The sequence below is a fragment of the Erythrobacter sp. JB1-4 genome (assembly GCF_057365025.1).
On the sequence record NZ_CP200292.1, the window covers coordinates 2,423,094 to 2,438,180 of the forward strand.

The 15,087-nt window shown below is 58.5% G+C and carries 15 protein-coding genes; 4 read left to right on the forward strand and 11 right to left on the reverse strand.

Translation table 11 applies throughout. The features are described from left to right. Window positions 1–6: 6 nt before the first annotated feature. The 5 genes from AC0V61_RS11210 to AC0V61_RS11230 all read right to left on the reverse strand — a co-directional run bounded on the left by AC0V61_RS11210 (window position 7) and on the right by AC0V61_RS11230 (window position 7,308). Window positions 7–1,776 carry a TIR domain-containing protein gene (locus AC0V61_RS11210; protein WP_486157557.1) on the reverse strand — a complete coding sequence of 590 codons (1,770 nt, stop codon included), beginning with the start codon at window positions 1,774–1,776 and terminating at the stop codon, window positions 7–9. Window positions 1,777–1,800: 24 nt separating this feature from the next. After that, window positions 1,801–2,538: a 7-carboxy-7-deazaguanine synthase QueE gene (locus tag AC0V61_RS11215; protein WP_486157559.1), complete on the reverse strand. Its 738-nt coding sequence runs from the start codon at window positions 2,536–2,538 to the stop codon at window positions 1,801–1,803. A gap of 197 nt (window positions 2,539–2,735) precedes the next feature. Then, the gene (locus tag AC0V61_RS11220) at window positions 2,736–3,551 is read right to left on the reverse strand and encodes a M90 family metallopeptidase (RefSeq protein WP_486157561.1); all 816 of its coding nucleotides are present in this window, start codon (window positions 3,549–3,551) and stop codon (window positions 2,736–2,738) included. Window positions 3,552–3,597: 46 nt separating this feature from the next. Then, entirely contained in the window at window positions 3,598–6,531 is a 2,934-nt protein-coding gene (locus AC0V61_RS11225) for a valine--tRNA ligase (protein WP_486157563.1), read from the reverse strand. Between the two features lie 96 nt (window positions 6,532–6,627). Beyond that, window positions 6,628–7,308, reverse strand: coding sequence for an enoyl-CoA hydratase/isomerase family protein (locus AC0V61_RS11230; protein WP_486157565.1), 681 nt, complete (start codon window positions 7,306–7,308; stop codon window positions 6,628–6,630). A 101-nt stretch (window positions 7,309–7,409) separates the two neighbouring features. On the opposite strand from AC0V61_RS11230, the gene AC0V61_RS11235 reads away from it, so the two are divergent. The 4 genes from AC0V61_RS11235 to AC0V61_RS11250 are packed head-to-tail and all read left to right on the forward strand — an operon-like array spanning window position 7,410 to window position 10,976. Continuing rightward, window positions 7,410–8,522 (forward strand): ABC transporter permease, encoded by a 1,113-nt coding sequence (locus AC0V61_RS11235; protein WP_486157567.1) that lies wholly within the window; start codon window positions 7,410–7,412, stop codon window positions 8,520–8,522. After that, window positions 8,522–9,364, forward strand: a complete 843-nt coding sequence (locus tag AC0V61_RS11240; protein ID WP_486157569.1) for an ABC transporter ATP-binding protein — start codon at window positions 8,522–8,524, stop codon at window positions 9,362–9,364. Before AC0V61_RS11235 ends, AC0V61_RS11240 begins: the two co-directional genes overlap by 1 nt. Before the next feature lie 44 nt (window positions 9,365–9,408). Further along, a complete protein-coding gene (locus tag AC0V61_RS11245; protein WP_486157571.1) occupies window positions 9,409–10,356 on the forward strand; it encodes an MlaD family protein in 948 nt (315 codons plus the stop codon). Beyond that, window positions 10,353–10,976: an ABC-type transport auxiliary lipoprotein family protein gene (locus AC0V61_RS11250; protein WP_486157573.1), complete on the forward strand. Its 624-nt coding sequence runs from the start codon at window positions 10,353–10,355 to the stop codon at window positions 10,974–10,976. The genes AC0V61_RS11245 and AC0V61_RS11250 overlap by 4 nt, the downstream gene beginning before the upstream one ends. A 21-nt stretch (window positions 10,977–10,997) precedes the next feature. Here AC0V61_RS11250 and AC0V61_RS11255 read toward each other — a convergent pair whose 3' ends face one another. The 6 genes from AC0V61_RS11255 to crcB are packed head-to-tail and all read right to left on the reverse strand — an operon-like array spanning window position 10,998 to window position 14,846. Next, the gene (locus AC0V61_RS11255; RefSeq protein ID WP_486157575.1) at window positions 10,998–11,693 is read right to left on the reverse strand and encodes an ATP12 family chaperone protein; all 696 of its coding nucleotides are present in this window, start codon (window positions 11,691–11,693) and stop codon (window positions 10,998–11,000) included. Next, the gene (locus AC0V61_RS11260; protein WP_486157577.1) at window positions 11,690–11,932 is read right to left on the reverse strand and encodes a hypothetical protein; all 243 of its coding nucleotides are present in this window, start codon (window positions 11,930–11,932) and stop codon (window positions 11,690–11,692) included. The genes AC0V61_RS11255 and AC0V61_RS11260 overlap by 4 nt, the downstream gene beginning before the upstream one ends. A 10-nt stretch (window positions 11,933–11,942) precedes the next feature. Beyond that, on the reverse strand, window positions 11,943–12,602 hold the full coding sequence (locus AC0V61_RS11265) for an HAD-IA family hydrolase (RefSeq protein ID WP_486157579.1): 660 nt from the start codon (window positions 12,600–12,602) through the stop codon (window positions 11,943–11,945). Beyond that, a complete protein-coding gene (locus tag AC0V61_RS11270; RefSeq protein WP_486157581.1) occupies window positions 12,599–13,198 on the reverse strand; it encodes an FMN-binding negative transcriptional regulator in 600 nt (199 codons plus the stop codon). Before AC0V61_RS11270 ends, AC0V61_RS11265 begins: the two co-directional genes overlap by 4 nt. Then, window positions 13,198–14,433, reverse strand: a complete 1,236-nt coding sequence (locus tag AC0V61_RS11275; protein WP_486157582.1) for an RluA family pseudouridine synthase — start codon at window positions 14,431–14,433, stop codon at window positions 13,198–13,200. The genes AC0V61_RS11270 and AC0V61_RS11275 overlap by 1 nt, the downstream gene beginning before the upstream one ends. Next, entirely contained in the window at window positions 14,430–14,846 is a 417-nt protein-coding gene (gene crcB, locus AC0V61_RS11280; RefSeq protein ID WP_486157584.1) for a fluoride efflux transporter CrcB, read from the reverse strand. The genes AC0V61_RS11275 and crcB overlap by 4 nt, the downstream gene beginning before the upstream one ends. Between the last annotated feature and the right edge of the window lie 241 nt (window positions 14,847–15,087).

The following is a 15,087-nucleotide window of genomic DNA, read 5'->3' on the forward strand; positions in this document are numbered from 1 at the left end:
GCACGCCTAGCGCATCAGCGACCCCAGATTGCTGACCTCGCGCCAGCCGTCATTCGCCGGGTCATAGCTGACGTTATAGAACCGTTGCAGCCCGCCTGCATCGCCGGTGTTCTGCCCGGTTGAGTTAAAGAAGATGCGGCCTGTAACGCCGTTAAAGCTGCGCGAACGCAGAACTGCGACGAGTGCGTCAGCTGTGATCTCACCTTCAATCTCGCTTGCCGCTTGTTTGACGATCACGCCGGAATCGAAGGCCACCGCCTCAAGTCGCCAGCGCGGTGATATTGGGCCGAACAAGCTTTCGAACTGAGTGATCTCTTCGGGCTTGTCACCGGTGAAGGCGGCAGCTCTGACCACATCGGTCATATCAATGAGGCGGTTCGTTTGCAGCGCAGTCATCTCGCTCGCCGCCTTCACCTGATGGCTGTTGTTCCAGCTGGCTAGGATCGCTTGGCGCGGCGGTTGGTCAGCGCGGAAATGTCCTTGCGCAAGGTCCTTGAAATCGCCGCTCAGCCCCATGATTACGATGAGCCTGTTGTCATCGAGAATTTCCTGTTGCTCAGGCGTGGCGAACGCTTCGTTGATCTGCCCACGTGTGAATGAGCGCGTTGTGACACGGCCATCGGCCTGCCACTTCTCAAGGCGTTCTTTGCCAAGCTCCTCCGATACGCGGTCAAAGAAGAGCTCACCGTAAGTCTTCGCCTCGCTGTCTGGCACGGTTTCCACCATGAAGGTGATCCCGATGCCTTGAGCGATCGCCCGGTTAGCTAGCTCTTTGAACTTGCTCGCCCGCTCATCGACGCCTGATCCTACCCGGAAAATCGGCAAATCGCTGTCCTTCCAGCCCAAGTCTGCCCGGCTGCCCGCTGTGGTTAGGACAATCGCGGGGCGCTGGCCGCTTTCTTCGATCACCTCCAAGACTTGCGGTGTGAACTCAGTAATCGAGGGGCCGACGATGGCGACGACATTGCGTTCCGACAAAAACGCTCGCAGATCTTCAATAACCCTAGGCGCATCGCGGGTCTTCATAGCGGTCAGAGGCGCGTCTAAATCCTGCACCATCAAATCAGGGAAACCGTCAAGCGAGGCTTTGAGGCCGTTGCTTTGTTGAATGCCGAAGCTTTCATTGGGATAGATGCCAAGGACAATCGCTTTATCCACGGGCACACCTGCAAGGCGTCCTGCGTGGCTGGGCCCGCCAAATCCGCCGAACTGGAAGGTCAAAAGCCCCGCAATAAGCACCACCAAGGCGGCCGCTGCCATGCCGATGGGGCGTTTCCATAAAGGCGCATCATTTGTGTTCGCAACTGTTGGCAGGCCCTGGCCTTGCGCGTCTGTAGATAGGCCATAGGCGGCCATCTCTTGGGCGCCTGCCGCTGTCCCTTGGCCTTCACCAGCAATGGTGCGGATGCTGTCCATAAAGACCGACCAATTGGCGCTTTGTGTGGGGTTTTCGCTTGAATCAAAGAGTTCAGCTGCCTGAATGCGCCTGAACCCGCGCGGGATGATGACCTCGTCGATCATCGCAGGCACAAGCTTGTTGTCGAGGATACCGTCCTCGGCCTCTTCCTTGACCCAATTGCTTTGGATGGAGGTCTCAGACCACACCACCACAATCGCCTTGGATTCCTTGATGTGCTTATCGATGACGTTGTCGAACTCTTCGCCTGCGCGAAGGTCACGGTCCCACCACACCGAATAGCCCTCAGCCTCCAAAGCTTTGGCCATGTAGTTCACCCGGTCACGGTCGCGCCGCGAATAGGAAATGAAAATATCCAACGCTCTTACCCCCGAGACATAATTCTAGGTCCCTCGCGTATCGCCGTAAAGGTGGATGTGCATTCGATCACTCATGCGATATCCCTTTTCCAGGCACAGCGGCGCAAGCCATTGCTGACGGCTGCTTAAGGTATTAGAATCAGTGCCTTCCGGCATGAGGAACAGGCGTTCCTTTGCAATGCGGTACTCTTTTTGCAGCGCGTCAACTTCCTCCACATCGGAGGGGTCAGCCACCACGAACTTGAAAAATGCCCGGCTGTCGCTTGCATAATAGTCGAGTCGTTCAGGGATAAGTGCAAGGTCAGCAGCGTTCCCTGAGTGTGCGAGTTTGGGGCTCACATTGTATTGATCCACGCGGATATCGATGTGTGCCGCGGGGCGCACCGTGCCATTGGTCTCAATCTCCACTTCAATGTCGGGCAAGTGGCTGAGCATATCGGCCAAAGCGCCGCCCTGCATCAAAGGCTCCCCGCCAGTGATAACCACGCGTTTTTGCCCAAGCTCCTCGATCCGCGCAGCCGCCTCCTTGGGTGAGAGCTTCACCTGATTAGCTTTGCGTTCGTAATTCACACCATCGCGGTGCGGGCGCGCATCCTCCTCAAACCGCCATGTGTAGGCCGTGTCGCACCATGTGCAGGCAAGGTTGCAGCGCGAGAGGCGGATGAAGGCAACCGGCATCCCCATGCTTGGACCCTCGCCCTGAAGCGAGGCGAAGATCTCCGGACCGCCGTCATCATTGGTCGCAAGGACAAGGTCAGCCATCAGCGCTCACCACTCGGTTCGTCGCACGTGTGGGGCATTTGGCACACTTGGCACACTGTCCTAGCGCTGAAAGCCATTCGATTAATAGCGCTCGCTTTAATCGACTGAGGCGATTGAAGGGTGAGGTTTTGTGTGCAGATCATTGACACCCCATGGCACGAAACCGGCCTTTAGGAAAACTACGGCGTCTAACGCCCCTAACTCCACGATGCAGGATCAAGCGCCAAAAGCTCTGCAAACTGCGCATAAAGTGCAGGCTCGTGCGCTTGCAAAGCTTGCGGGCGTTCAAAGAATGTCACGATGCCTTCTGCAAAGAACTCTTGGTGATTGGTCGCACCATAGGGGTCAATCAGCGTCGGCTCACCGCGTTCAACCCGGCTTAAATGGTCATGATAGGCATCGAGCATGGCCTTTTCCCAGCGCGCATACTCTTGTCCCTTGCGAAGGAGGGGGATGCCATTGGTGTGGCCCGACAAACTATCCAATTGGTGGGCGAATTCATGGATCACCACGTTTTCACCGTCATGCGCGCGAAGGCCGCCATGCAGTGCATGGTTCCACGAAAGCACCACAGGCCCCCGGTCCCAGCTTTCACCTAGTGTGCCGTGGTGGTGGTCGTGAATGACCCCACCCTCATGTTGCCCGCGCCCTGTGTCGAATACGGTTGGATAGAGCAGCACATTGCGGATCGTTTCATACCACGCGGGACTGTTGACGATCAAAAGGCACGCTTGGGCCGCGATCGAAAGCCGCATGGCATCGGTCACCTCGACCCCGCCGTGACCTCGGAATGTGACTTGGTCGAGGAAGAGGTTGATCTTGCCCTCGTGGCCCGCGCGAAGGTCGCGGGGGAGCTGTTTTACGAGGGGCACGAGTTGTTCAACGATGCGGCGCTGTTCCGCCGTCAGCGGGGTCGCCAGCAATTGCTCGCGCCTCTTTCGCTTCGCCATCTGGCGATAGACGACAAATGCGGCGATCAGCAGCGGGATGAGGAGAATGAGCCAGGGGGTCATACCGGAGAGGTAAGTATGGCGGCGCGGTTTTGGTAGATGCGCGCAGCTATCCCAACCGCTCAAGCGCCGCCGTTAGCCGCTCGACTTCGCCTTGATGATGGGCGAAATCGGCCTTGGCTTTCTCGACCGCTTCAGGCTTGGCGCGTTCGACGAAATTGGCGTTTGAGAGACGCCCTTCGAGCGATCTTGCTTCCTTTTGGCTTGCGGCGAGGGCTTTTTCGAGGCGCGCTTTTTCTTCCGCGATGTCGATGATGCCTTCAAGCGGGATCACGAAGATGTCTCCGAGAGCCGTGACCTGCATTGCGGGCCCAGCGGGTGCTTCGCCGACTGTCACCGGGGTGAGGCGAGCCAAGCGCTCAATTGCTGCACTTGAGCGCTCGATTGTGCTGGAGGCAAGAGTGCTTGCCTTGGGCACGAAAGCGGCGAGTTTCGCACCGGGCGAAATGCCGAGCTCGTTCTTGGCGCTGCGCACATTGGTGGTGAGGTCGATGACCCAGTCGATCGCATCGGTTGCCTCTTTGGAGACTTCCGCGCGTGGGGACGGCCATTTGGCGGTGATGAGGTCGTATGTGCGCTCACCTTGGGCGTGCCAAAGCTCTTCGGTGATGAAGGGCATGAACGGGTGGAGCATGACGAGGATCTGATCGAGCGCCCACCCGGCAACTTCGCGGGTTTCAACCGCTGGCAGACCCTGAGGGTCGGCATCATCGGAGAAAACAGGCTTGATAAGCTCAAGATACCAGTCGCAGAACTTGGACCAAGTGAATTGATAGATCGCATTGGCAGCTGCATCGAAACGCAGGTCTTCCATTGCGCTTTCAATCTCTGCGCAGACCGCTTGGACTTCGCCGATGATCCATTGGTTGGCGGCGAGACGCGCCTGCGGGGCCTTTACCGTGGTTGATTTGCCGATCCCATTGGACTGGCAAAAACGTGTCGCGTTCCAGAGCTTTGTTGCAAAATTGCGATATCCCTCGACGCGGCGTTCATCCATCTTGATGTCGCGGCCTTGGCTCTCCATTGCGGCCATAAAGAAGCGCAGCGCGTCCGCACCGTATTGGTCGATCAGGCCAAGCGGATCGACAACATTGCCCTTGGATTTACTCATCTTCGCGCCGTCGGCTGCGCGCACCAGCCCGTGGAGATAGAGCTTAGGCCAAGGGGCCTCACCCATGTTGTAATTGCCCATCATCATCATCCGCGCATCCCAGAAAAACAGGATGTCGAAGCCGGAGATCAGGAGCGAATTGGGGAAGTGTTTGGAAAGGAGGTCGGTATTCTCTTCCCATACACCCGTTCGTGCTGAGCTTGTCGAAGCACGCGCGCGCCCTTCGACAGGCTCAGGGCGAACGGGGTTGTATTCTGTGTCCGGCCACCCGAGTGTGGCGAAAGGCCAAAGAGCCGATGAAAACCATGTGTCGAGCACGTCTTCGTCGCGCCAGAGGAACACTTTGTTCTCATTTCCTGTTTCCATCATCGCATTGATGGCATCGACTTGAGAGCTGCAAATCTCGACTGTTCTGCCACCGTACGCTGGGAATTGTTCAGCTTCTGCCTGCGCGAGTGAGGCCTCCATCGCCACGAAGGGATGGGGCTCACTGTAGTTTAGCGTATCCCCCTCATCAGAGGGCCCAAACCAAGCCGGGATGCGGTGTCCCCACCACAGCTGGCGGCTGACACACCAAGGCTGGATGTTCTCCATCCAGTTGAAGAAGGTTTTCTCCCAAGACTTGGGCACGATTTCCACGGTACCATCGCGCACCTGTTTGATCGGAGCCTCGGCCAGTTTCGCTGCATCGACGTACCATTGATCGGTCAGCCAAGGCTCGATCACCACGCCGCCGCGGTCGCCGAAGGGGGTTGCGATCTGGCGTGGCTCGGCGTCCGAGATGACCTCCTCGCCTTTCTTGTTCTTGCTGACATGCGGGATGAGGAAGCCGTCGGCTTTGAGCCGTTCCACCACAGCCTCGCGCGCGCCATCAACCTTGTCGCGGCGGAAGCGGTGAAGACCGATAAACTCGTCCGGCACGAGGCCATCGCTCGTCTGGCAAACGTCGCCATTGCCATCGAGCATATTGAGCATTTCGCCCGCTTCGATCCCGGCGCGCTTACCCACGTCAAAGTCGTTGAAGTCATGCCCCGGCGTAATCTTCACCGCGCCCGAGCCAAGCTCTGGATCGGCGTGTTCGTCTGCCACGATAGGAATGCGCCGCCCAGTGATCGGGAGTACCACGTGCTTGCCAACAACGCTGGCGTAGCGCTCGTCAGAAGGGTGCACCGCAACCGCCATATCGGCGAGCATCGTCTCAGGCCGCGTGGTAGCCACCTCAATGTAATCGCGCCCATCCGCCAGAGTCTCGCCATCAGCGAGCGGGTATTTGAAGTGCCAGAAACCGCCCGCAATGGTCTGCTGCTCAACCTCAAGGTCGCTGATCGCGGTTTTGAGCTTGGGGTCCCAGTTCACGAGGCGCTTATCGCGGTAGATCAAGCCATCATTGTAAAGGTTCACAAAGGTCTTGAGCACAGCCTTGGTGAAGTGCTCGTCCATGGTGAACTGTTCTCTGGACCAGTCCATGGAGCAGCCCAGACGCCGCAATTGCGTGGTGATGGTGCCGCCGCTTTCGGCTTTCCATTCCCACACCTTATCGACGAATTCTTCGCGGCTGTAGTTGGTGCGCTTGTCTTGGCGCTCTTCCATCTGGCGTTCGACCACCATTTGCGTGGCGATTCCCGCATGGTCAGTGCCCACAACCCAAAGCGCGTCCTTGCCGCGCAGCCGCTCATAGCGGATCACGATGTCTTGCAACGTGTTGTCGAGCGCGTGGCCGATGTGAAGCGAGCCGGTCACATTGGGCGGAGGATTCACAATGGTGTAGGGTTCGGCGTCAGGACGCTCAGGGCGAAAACCGCCTGTGGCCTCCCAGTGTTGATACCACCGCTGTTCGATATCAGCAGGATTGAAGGTCGTTGGTAGGCTCATATTTCTAGCTCGCTAGCGCCATTGGAAGGCGCGAAAATCTGTCGTTCGCTTGCCCCATGCCAAGGGCTAAGGTGCAGTGCAACAACTCTCGCAGTTTCAGTCCCAACGCTCTTCGATTTCCGCATTGGCTTTTGCCCGAAGTTGCCGTTTGCAATCGCGGAAAGCAGGCTGGGCGGCCATAGCCTCAGCGCGGGCAAGGGCACTCTCGATAAGATCGCTTCGTTCCACCACCTCATCGACCATGCCTACCGCGATGGCCTCAGTCGGTGAGAACAATTGCGAGGTCAGGACTGCGCGCCTGCGCCATACCGGGTCAAGCCAATGGTCGATGATGACTTGGGGCACGATGGGGAAGGCGAGCCCGGCCTTCGCTTCAGGAAGCCCGATTTTATAATCGCCCCGCGCTGCCACCACCCAATCCGCACAAAGCGTGATAATTCCGCCAGCGCCAATCGTGTGGCCATTGACCGCACATACAAAAGCGCATGGCAGTCGGTGAAGTACCGCACAAAAGTGGTTGAGCACCCCGCGCGTTTGTATCCGCCCTGCTTCATCAAGAGCAGCAGCTTTCTTTGTATCCATCCCGCGTGAGAAATTGTCGCGCGCCCCGGTAAGAACAATCGCGCGGGTTTCAGGGTCTTTGCCCAAAGCCTCCATTGCCTGTGCGCCTTCGAAAAACAGGTCGTCGAACCCTGCGTTATAGGGAGGATGGTCGAGGGTCACCAAGTGCACCTCGCCCCGCTTTTCTATATGGAAATATTCGGTGTGCTCTCGCATTGACGGCCCTCCCAAATGTGGTTCTTATGGCACGCGTTCTGTGTAAGGGTTGAATGCCAAGCTTGTGAAGCAAACAATTTGCACGCATACCGTCACCTGCAATGCTTGGGTCCGTCACCTACTCTTTAGAAGACACTGAAACTGGCGGCTCTCGGCTTGTGCTTGCAGGCCAGATGCTTGTCTCTTCCGTCGGCCCGTTCGAGGCCGAGATCGATGAGACCCCGCACGAATTCACCGAAATCGACATCAGCGGCGTTGATGAGATGGATACGACGGGCGCTTGGGTTGTCTCGCGCCTTGCCTCGCATCACACCTGCGCCATTGTCGGAGCAAACGATACGGCAAAGCACCTGCTTAAAGCCGTCGAGGGGGCGGGCAGTGATGGCGATTTGAGCCCGCCAATCGTGCCCGTTTGGGAGCGCGTGCCTCTTGCCCTTGGCGAGCAAGTCTATGCAGCGCGCGGCGGTGTGCTGGGCGTGGTCAGTTTCCTTGGCGCGGTTCTGATCGGTTTTGGCACGATGATCCGGCGGCCTTCAAAAATCCCGGGTCGCGCGGTCGTCAAACAAATGGAGATGGTTGGCGTCTCCGCACTTCCTATCATTGGCCTAATGAGCTTCCTTATCGGTATCGTGATCGCTCAGCAGGGCGCGGTGCAATTGTCGCAATTTGGCGCAGAAACGCTGACGGTGAACCTCGTGGGCCGCATCACCTTGCGCGAACTAGGCGTGTTGATGACCGCGATCATGGTGGCGGGTCGTTCGGGAAGCGCCTTTGCCGCCCAAATCGGCACGATGAAGCTGACCGAAGAGGTGGACGCGATGCGCACTATCGGCATCTCTCCCATTGAGCAGCTCGTCATCCCGCGCATTATCGCTTGCACCTTTATGATGGTGCTCTTGGGCTTTTATGCCAGCCTTGTCGGGATCGTTGGCGGCGCGGTGATCGGGCAAGTCGCGCTTGGTATTCCGTTTTTCACCTTCCTTGAGCGTATTCAAGAGGTTGTGCCATTGCACGATGTGTGGGTTGGCCTTGTTAAAGCGCCGGTATTTGGCCTGATCGTCGCGCTTGCGGGGTGTTATCACGGGATGCAGGTGAAGGGGAATTCCGAGGAAGTCGGCCTTCGCACCACCATGGCCGTGGTCTCTGCAATTTTTGCTGTCATAGTCCTTGATGCATTCTTCGCGGTGTTTTTCACAGAAGTGGGTTGGGGGTAATGGCTTACATCGAACCTGAAGCCCCGCATGGGCGTTTTTCCTCGGAGCCGCCGATCGTGGTCTCCGGCCTCGTCAATCGCTTTGGCGATCAGACCATTCACGATGGCCTCGATCTGACGGTCAATCGCGGTGAGATTATTGGTGTTGTGGGCGGCTCTGGCACGGGCAAATCGGTACTGATGCGCTCGATCATTGGCCTCCAAAAACCCACGAGCGGCGATATTGATGTGCTGGGGCGGCGCATTACGGACACGGACCTTGATCAAAGGGTCGGTGTGCGGCGGCGCTGGGGCGTCCTGTTCCAGGGCGGCGCTCTGTTCTCAACGCTTACCGTGGGTGAGAATGTCGAGGTGCCATTGAAGGAATTCTACCCCGATATCACCCCCAAACTGCGCCGTGAAATTGCGCGGTATAAGGTGCTGCTTTCGGGCCTTCCTGAAGAGGCGGTGCTCAAATATCCCAATGAGCTATCAGGCGGTATGAAGAAGCGGGCAGGGCTGGCGCGCGCGCTTTCGCTCGACCCGGAATTGCTCTTTTTGGATGAGCCCACCGCTGGTCTTGATCCCATAGGTGCGGCTGCTTTTGACCGGCAGACACGGGACCTCAAAGAGACATTGGGCCTCACGGTCTTCCTCATCACTCACGACCTCGATACGCTGTACGAGATTTGCGACCGTGTGGCGGTGCTCGCGGATAGGCGCGTTATCGCGGTGGGGACCATCCCTGAGCTTATGGAAACCGGCCACCCGTGGATCGAGGAATACTTCAACGGACCGCGCGGGCGCGCGGCGCTCGCATCGAAACAGGGCGGGCGCACAGCTTTAGCGGCAAAAGAGGCGTGAGGCCTATGGACAGCCGCGCTAGGGCCCGCGCATAAGGAGGCGCAATGGAAACGAGAGCAAATCATCTCTGGGTAGGCGCGGTCACTTTGGGGCTGCTCATCGCCTTGGCCGCCTTTATCGTTTGGATTGCGCGGCTTAACCAAGGCGCGTCGAACGAATACGATATTTTCTATAAGCAGTCGGTAGCAGGCCTCGCCAATGGGTCACAGGTTTCCTATGCCGGGGTTCCTGTGGGTCAGGTTCGTGAGATCGCTTTGTCTACCGAAGACCCCGAATTTGTTCGCGTGCGTGTGCGCATTCGCGATTCCGTGCCAATCCTTGTGGGCACAGAGGCCACCATTCAGGCCAGCTTTACCGGCGTTTCGACGATCCTTTTGGATGGCGCGCGCAAAGATGCGCCAGATATCACCTGCGAGACAACGGCATGCCCCGAAGGGCGTCCCGTTATCCCGCCAGGGCGCGGCGGCTTTGGTGAGATTGTCGCCAACGCGCCGCTTTTGCTGGAACGCTTGGCGACGCTGACGGAACAATTGAGTGTTATCCTGGGGCCCGAGAACCAGGAGCAAATCTCTGGTATTCTTGAAAATTCCAACCGCCTAACCGGCGAGCTTGCAGATGCAGCGCCGCAGCTTGAAGGGACGATGGCAGAACTCCAGATCACCATCAAAGAGGCAGGCGAGGCGCTCGATGCCTTTGAGAAGATCACAGTCACTACGGACGAACTTCTCGGCAGAGAGGGGCCGCAATTGGCCAAGGAGCTGAGCCAGACGCTTGCAGGCGCTAACGAGGCGGCGACTTCGCTTTCCGCGATGCTCGAAGATGCGCGGCCTGCCACGCGCGCTTTGTCAGACACAACGCTGCCAACGCTTGAGGCGACGATGCAAGACCTTCGCACCACCAGCCGCTCTTTGCGCGCGATCACTGATCGTCTTGAGGCCGAGGGTGCAGGATCGTTGATCGGCGGGCGTCCGCTACCGGAGTATGAGCCATGAGGACACTACGTGCCCACTTTGGGGTGTTAACCGCCAGCCTTGCATTAGCGGGCTGCGTTAGTTTTGGCGGCGGAGCGGAACCGCCTGAAAGCCTATTTACCCTGACCCCGGCGGCAAGCGCGCCTGCGGGGGCCGGCGTGACCGCTGGCGTTGAGGGAAGCGCGGGCTCCATTGCGGTTCTCACCCCAGAAGTGCCAGCAAAGCTCGATGTGTTGCGGGTGCCGGTCAATGTGTCGAACAGCGAAGTCGCTTACTTGCAGAACGCGGTTTGGATACAAAAGCCAGCGCGTCTCTTCCGCGGTCTTCTGGGAGAGACCTTGCGCACGGCGTCGGGTGATCCGCAGACTTTGCTTGTACTCGATACATCGGATGCACCGCTTCGCCCGACACAGACGCTGCGCGGCACTTTGATCGATATGGGTTATGACCCTGCGACGTCTTCGGTGGTGGTGCGCTTTGAAGCGGTGCACACCTTGGATGATGGCCGCGTAATGTCGCGCCGGTTCGAAGCGCGCGAGGAGGGCGTTATGGCCGAGGCGGCTGCGGTTGGTCCTGCTTTGAATGAGGCGGCGAATACGGTTGCCAAAGAGGTCGCTGCCTGGGTGTTGAGTGCGGGGTGATGAGCGCGGAGTAAACCGCGCTTAGGCGTTGGCGAGTTCCCAAAACTCGCGCGCTTTGAGGAAATCCGCTGTCCGTTTTTCGCGGCGTTCCTGAGCCTCCTCATCGCGGCCCCACTGTTCGATCTGCCAATCCTCTTCGAGGTTTGCCGCATCCCATAGGGTGAGAGCGTCCGCATCAGCGCGCGCCGCGCTGAGACCTGTGATCAGCGATGCTGCAAGGTGGGTCATCATCTCAATCGCGGCGAGGGAAAAGGCGCTTTTGTCGCTGAGTTCTTTGCGCAATTTGGCCAAAGTCGCGTCGCTTTGAGGGCGGTGAATGATCCCTGATATCCGCACAAATTCAGAGCCAAGCCGCGCTTCCATGGCCTCAACAATCGGTTCCCAAACCTCCTGCTGGCGCGCATAAAGCGGCTCGTCCGGGTCTGCACGGTAAAGCAACGTGTCGGTGTCACCATAAGTGACCGTTTTATCGATGAGCGCGTCCGGATCCGGGGCAACCATATCAATGGCATAGTCCGCCATATCTCGCAGCGGCATGGTCGATGGATCGATCTTTTCGCCTTGCGCATCCCATTCGTGTGCAAGCGCATTGGCCAGCGGTTGCGTCGGCAAAATCTGCGCTGCACCTTTGACGGTCTTGATGGCGCGGGCATCGAGGAAGACTTGAAAGCCACTATCGAGGGTGCGCACCGTCACCTCTTTATAAAAGCGCTTCACGGCTCGCCCCGATCCTGCGCTTTCCAGCGGCGCACCAACAGTGCCGGGCAAAAGAAGAACGCAGCCAATCCTGACAAGGCAAGGATAACACCCAGGGCATAAGGAAGCGCAACCGCCCCTTGCGCAATAGCAAGGCCTATGAGGACCGGAACAATCGCACACAAACGCACAAGGTTCATGACGGTGTAACGCTTGGCCGCGAGCGTTTCTTCGGGGGTGGGCGGGGTGATCTCACTCATGATGCATCTTTCAGGCAAACCGGTCCAATTCCTCGCGCAGCTCACCCATGGTATGGGCCACAAAATCCGCGCCGGTCTCGCTCAAGTCGTCGGGGCTGTGATACCCCCATGCAACGCCAACCGCACGCACCCTGCCTGCCACTGCCATTTGCATATCAAAGCTGGTGTCGCCGATCATCACAGTCTCGCGGGGCTGTGCGCCTGCTTCAAACATGGCCGCTTCCATCATGGCGGGATGGGGCTTTGATGGATGGCGGTCAGCGGTTTGGAGCGATGTGAAGAGGTCGGTCAGCCCATGGCCATCAAGGCACGCGGTAAGCCCGCGATCTGATTTACCCGTCGCAACCGCAAGGCTCCAGCCATCGGCTCGAAGCGCGCGAAGCAGCTCACCCATCCCCTCATAAAGCGGCTCGTGCAACAACCCTGCCTCGCGCCGTTTGCGAAAAGCATTTTTATAGTTCTCGACCACTTCCAACTGCTGCGTTTGCTCGGCTTCTGGTGCCAGCTGACGGATCGCCACAGGCAAGCTTAACCCCACAAGGCGGCGCACCGCGTTGGGGTTGGGCAATTCCATTCCCGCATGTTCAAACGCACGGGCCATCGCCCAGAGCACATCGGCCTGACTATCGACCAGCGTTCCATCGCAATCAAACACGGCAAGCTTGGTCATGCGCTAACCTCGCGCATCCAACGCGCTAAAGCTGCATTGCCATAGGCCTCAACGCCTGCTGCGATCCGGGCCCGCTCTTCCTTGCCCTTTTTCTGGGAGAGTTTGAAAGTCGGGCGGCGTTCTTCGACCTTAAGCGAAAAACCGGCAATGCCTTTAAAGAGCCCCGACCACACCTTGTCGCTTGCTTCAGATGCCAGCCACGGCTCGCCTTCAATGCGGCCTTCAAATGTGGTGATCACATCGTGAAGGAGCGTTTCCAGATCATCGTCCGAAAGGCGCAAGACAGTTCCCTCAAGCTCCAACGCTGTATAATCCCATGTCGGCACCGTGTCGCGGTTGTCGTACCATCGCGGGCTGACATAACCATCAGGACCGTTGATCGTGATGAGTGCGCGCGCACCATCAAGGTGGCGTGTTAAAGCGTTGCTGCGCGCCAAATGGAACCGGATATCGTCCTTGCCAAAGCCAAGCACAGGCACATGCGCCACCCGGGGACCATCAGGCGTCGTCAAGAACACCATCCCAAAGGCGACCTCGCTAATCAGTTTGGTGTGCAAGGCATCATCTTCGTTCCGGAAGAGAGCGTTGGGGTGCATTACTTTTTACCCTTCGACTTGCCACCACCGGTCCGCTTGGGCGCTTTGCCTTTGAACTTCACCCCTGATTTCGCAGCCTTTTTCGCCGTATGCGCTGAAGTCGTGCGCCCACGGCGTTCTCCCCGGCGGTCCTTGCGATATTGCTTTGCATGCCGGCGCGCGGCTTGCTTCTTCTCAGCAGGCGTGCGCTCAGGCGCTTCGTCGCGCACAGGCGAGGCATCCGACTGGCTCTCTTCAAAGCCCAGCGCCTCCATGCTGGCTGCGAAATGGTCAGGTAGGGGAGCGGTCACATCAAGCTTGCCGCCACCGGTTGCGCTGCCCGTGTTCTTTTCAGGGGTGCCGATGATCAGGCGGCGGGCGTGAAGGTGCATTTTGCGGCTGATCGATCCAGTGAGGAACGCATCTTGCCCACCATATTTGCCATCCCCCACAATCGGGTGACCGATCGCCGCCATATGCACGCGCAATTGGTGCGTGCGGCCCGTTAAGGGCTCCAATTCCACCCAAGCCGCGCGTGTGCCAGCGCGCTCGACCACGCGGTAACGGGTTTTTGCAAGCTGCCCATTTTCTTCATCGACGTGCATCTTTTCGCCGCCAGTGCCCGGCTGTTTTGCGAGCGGTGCATCAATCGTGCCCTCGCGAACGTCGGGAACGCCCACGACCAGCGCCCAATATACTTTGCGTGCGCTGCGCCCGGAAAACCGTTTGGAATAGGCAGCGGCACTGCCCGGTGTTTTGGCGATCAGAAGAACGCCTGAGGTGTCTTTATCAAGCCGGTGGACCAATCGTGGTCGCGGGTTGGAGCCAACCGCCACCTCACCCTCGACAAAAGCATCAAGCAGACCGTCGACATGCTTTGTAGTCTTGCTCCCGCCTTGGGTGGCAAGGCCCGGGGGCTTGTTAAGCACGATGGCGCTTGGTGTTTCGCGGATGACCATATCGCGCGCTTGGTGGATCTCATCCTCTGTTAAAGGACGGCGCGGTCTTTGCCCTTTGTGTTTGGCCTCTCCGCCGGGCGGCACGCGCAACACTTGGCCTTCGCCTAAGCGGTCTTCAGGTTTTACTCGCCCGCCATCCACACGGATTTGACCCGTGCGCGACCAGCGCGAAACGGTTGCAAAAGGAATTTCGGGCAGATTGCGCTTGAACCAGCGGTCGACGCGAATGCCATCATCGTCTGCGTTCACAGTGAATTGCCGCACTTGTGCTTTGGGTTTGTCAGAAGGAAGTGTCATGCCGCGCTCTGTGCCCCAACAAGGCCGATTAGAAAGGCTGCCATCCCGGCGATCAACGAGGCAGCACCATAGCCAAAGGCTTGAAACAGGAAGCCGCGGTGCACAAGCGTGACCATCTCGGCGCTGAACGCACTAAAGGTGGTGAACCCGCCGAGCAAGCCAACGCCGATGGCCAATCGCACGGTTTCGTTGGTTTGTGCCGCCAATGCAGAGCGCGCAAGCCACCCCAACAGCACACCCATCGCAAGGCTTCCTGCAATATTGATCGCTAGCGTCCCCCATGGAAAGGCGGTGTGGGGACCTGCCATATGCGTAACCAAACGCCCGATGTGATAGCGCAATACGGCGCCAACCCCGCCGCCAATGGCGACATAAAGGGTGGCAATGAAGGGGGAAAGCGACGCAGAAGTCATTACAAGACGGGCTTTAGCGCGCACCTTGCCCTCTGCATAGCGTGCACTTGCCCCGCGCTCACAATCTCTCTTGCGACTTGTGTGGCTCTCTTGCGACTTGTTTGGCTTGCCATTTGGCGGGCGTGACGTTATGTGCCGCCTCGTGTTTGCGCGAGCCCTGTCGGATTCGCGCCCTTTTTAGCGTCAGATTATAGCGCACTCCCGCCTCGACCATGGCGGGCTCAGGCGTTTTTTTGAAATG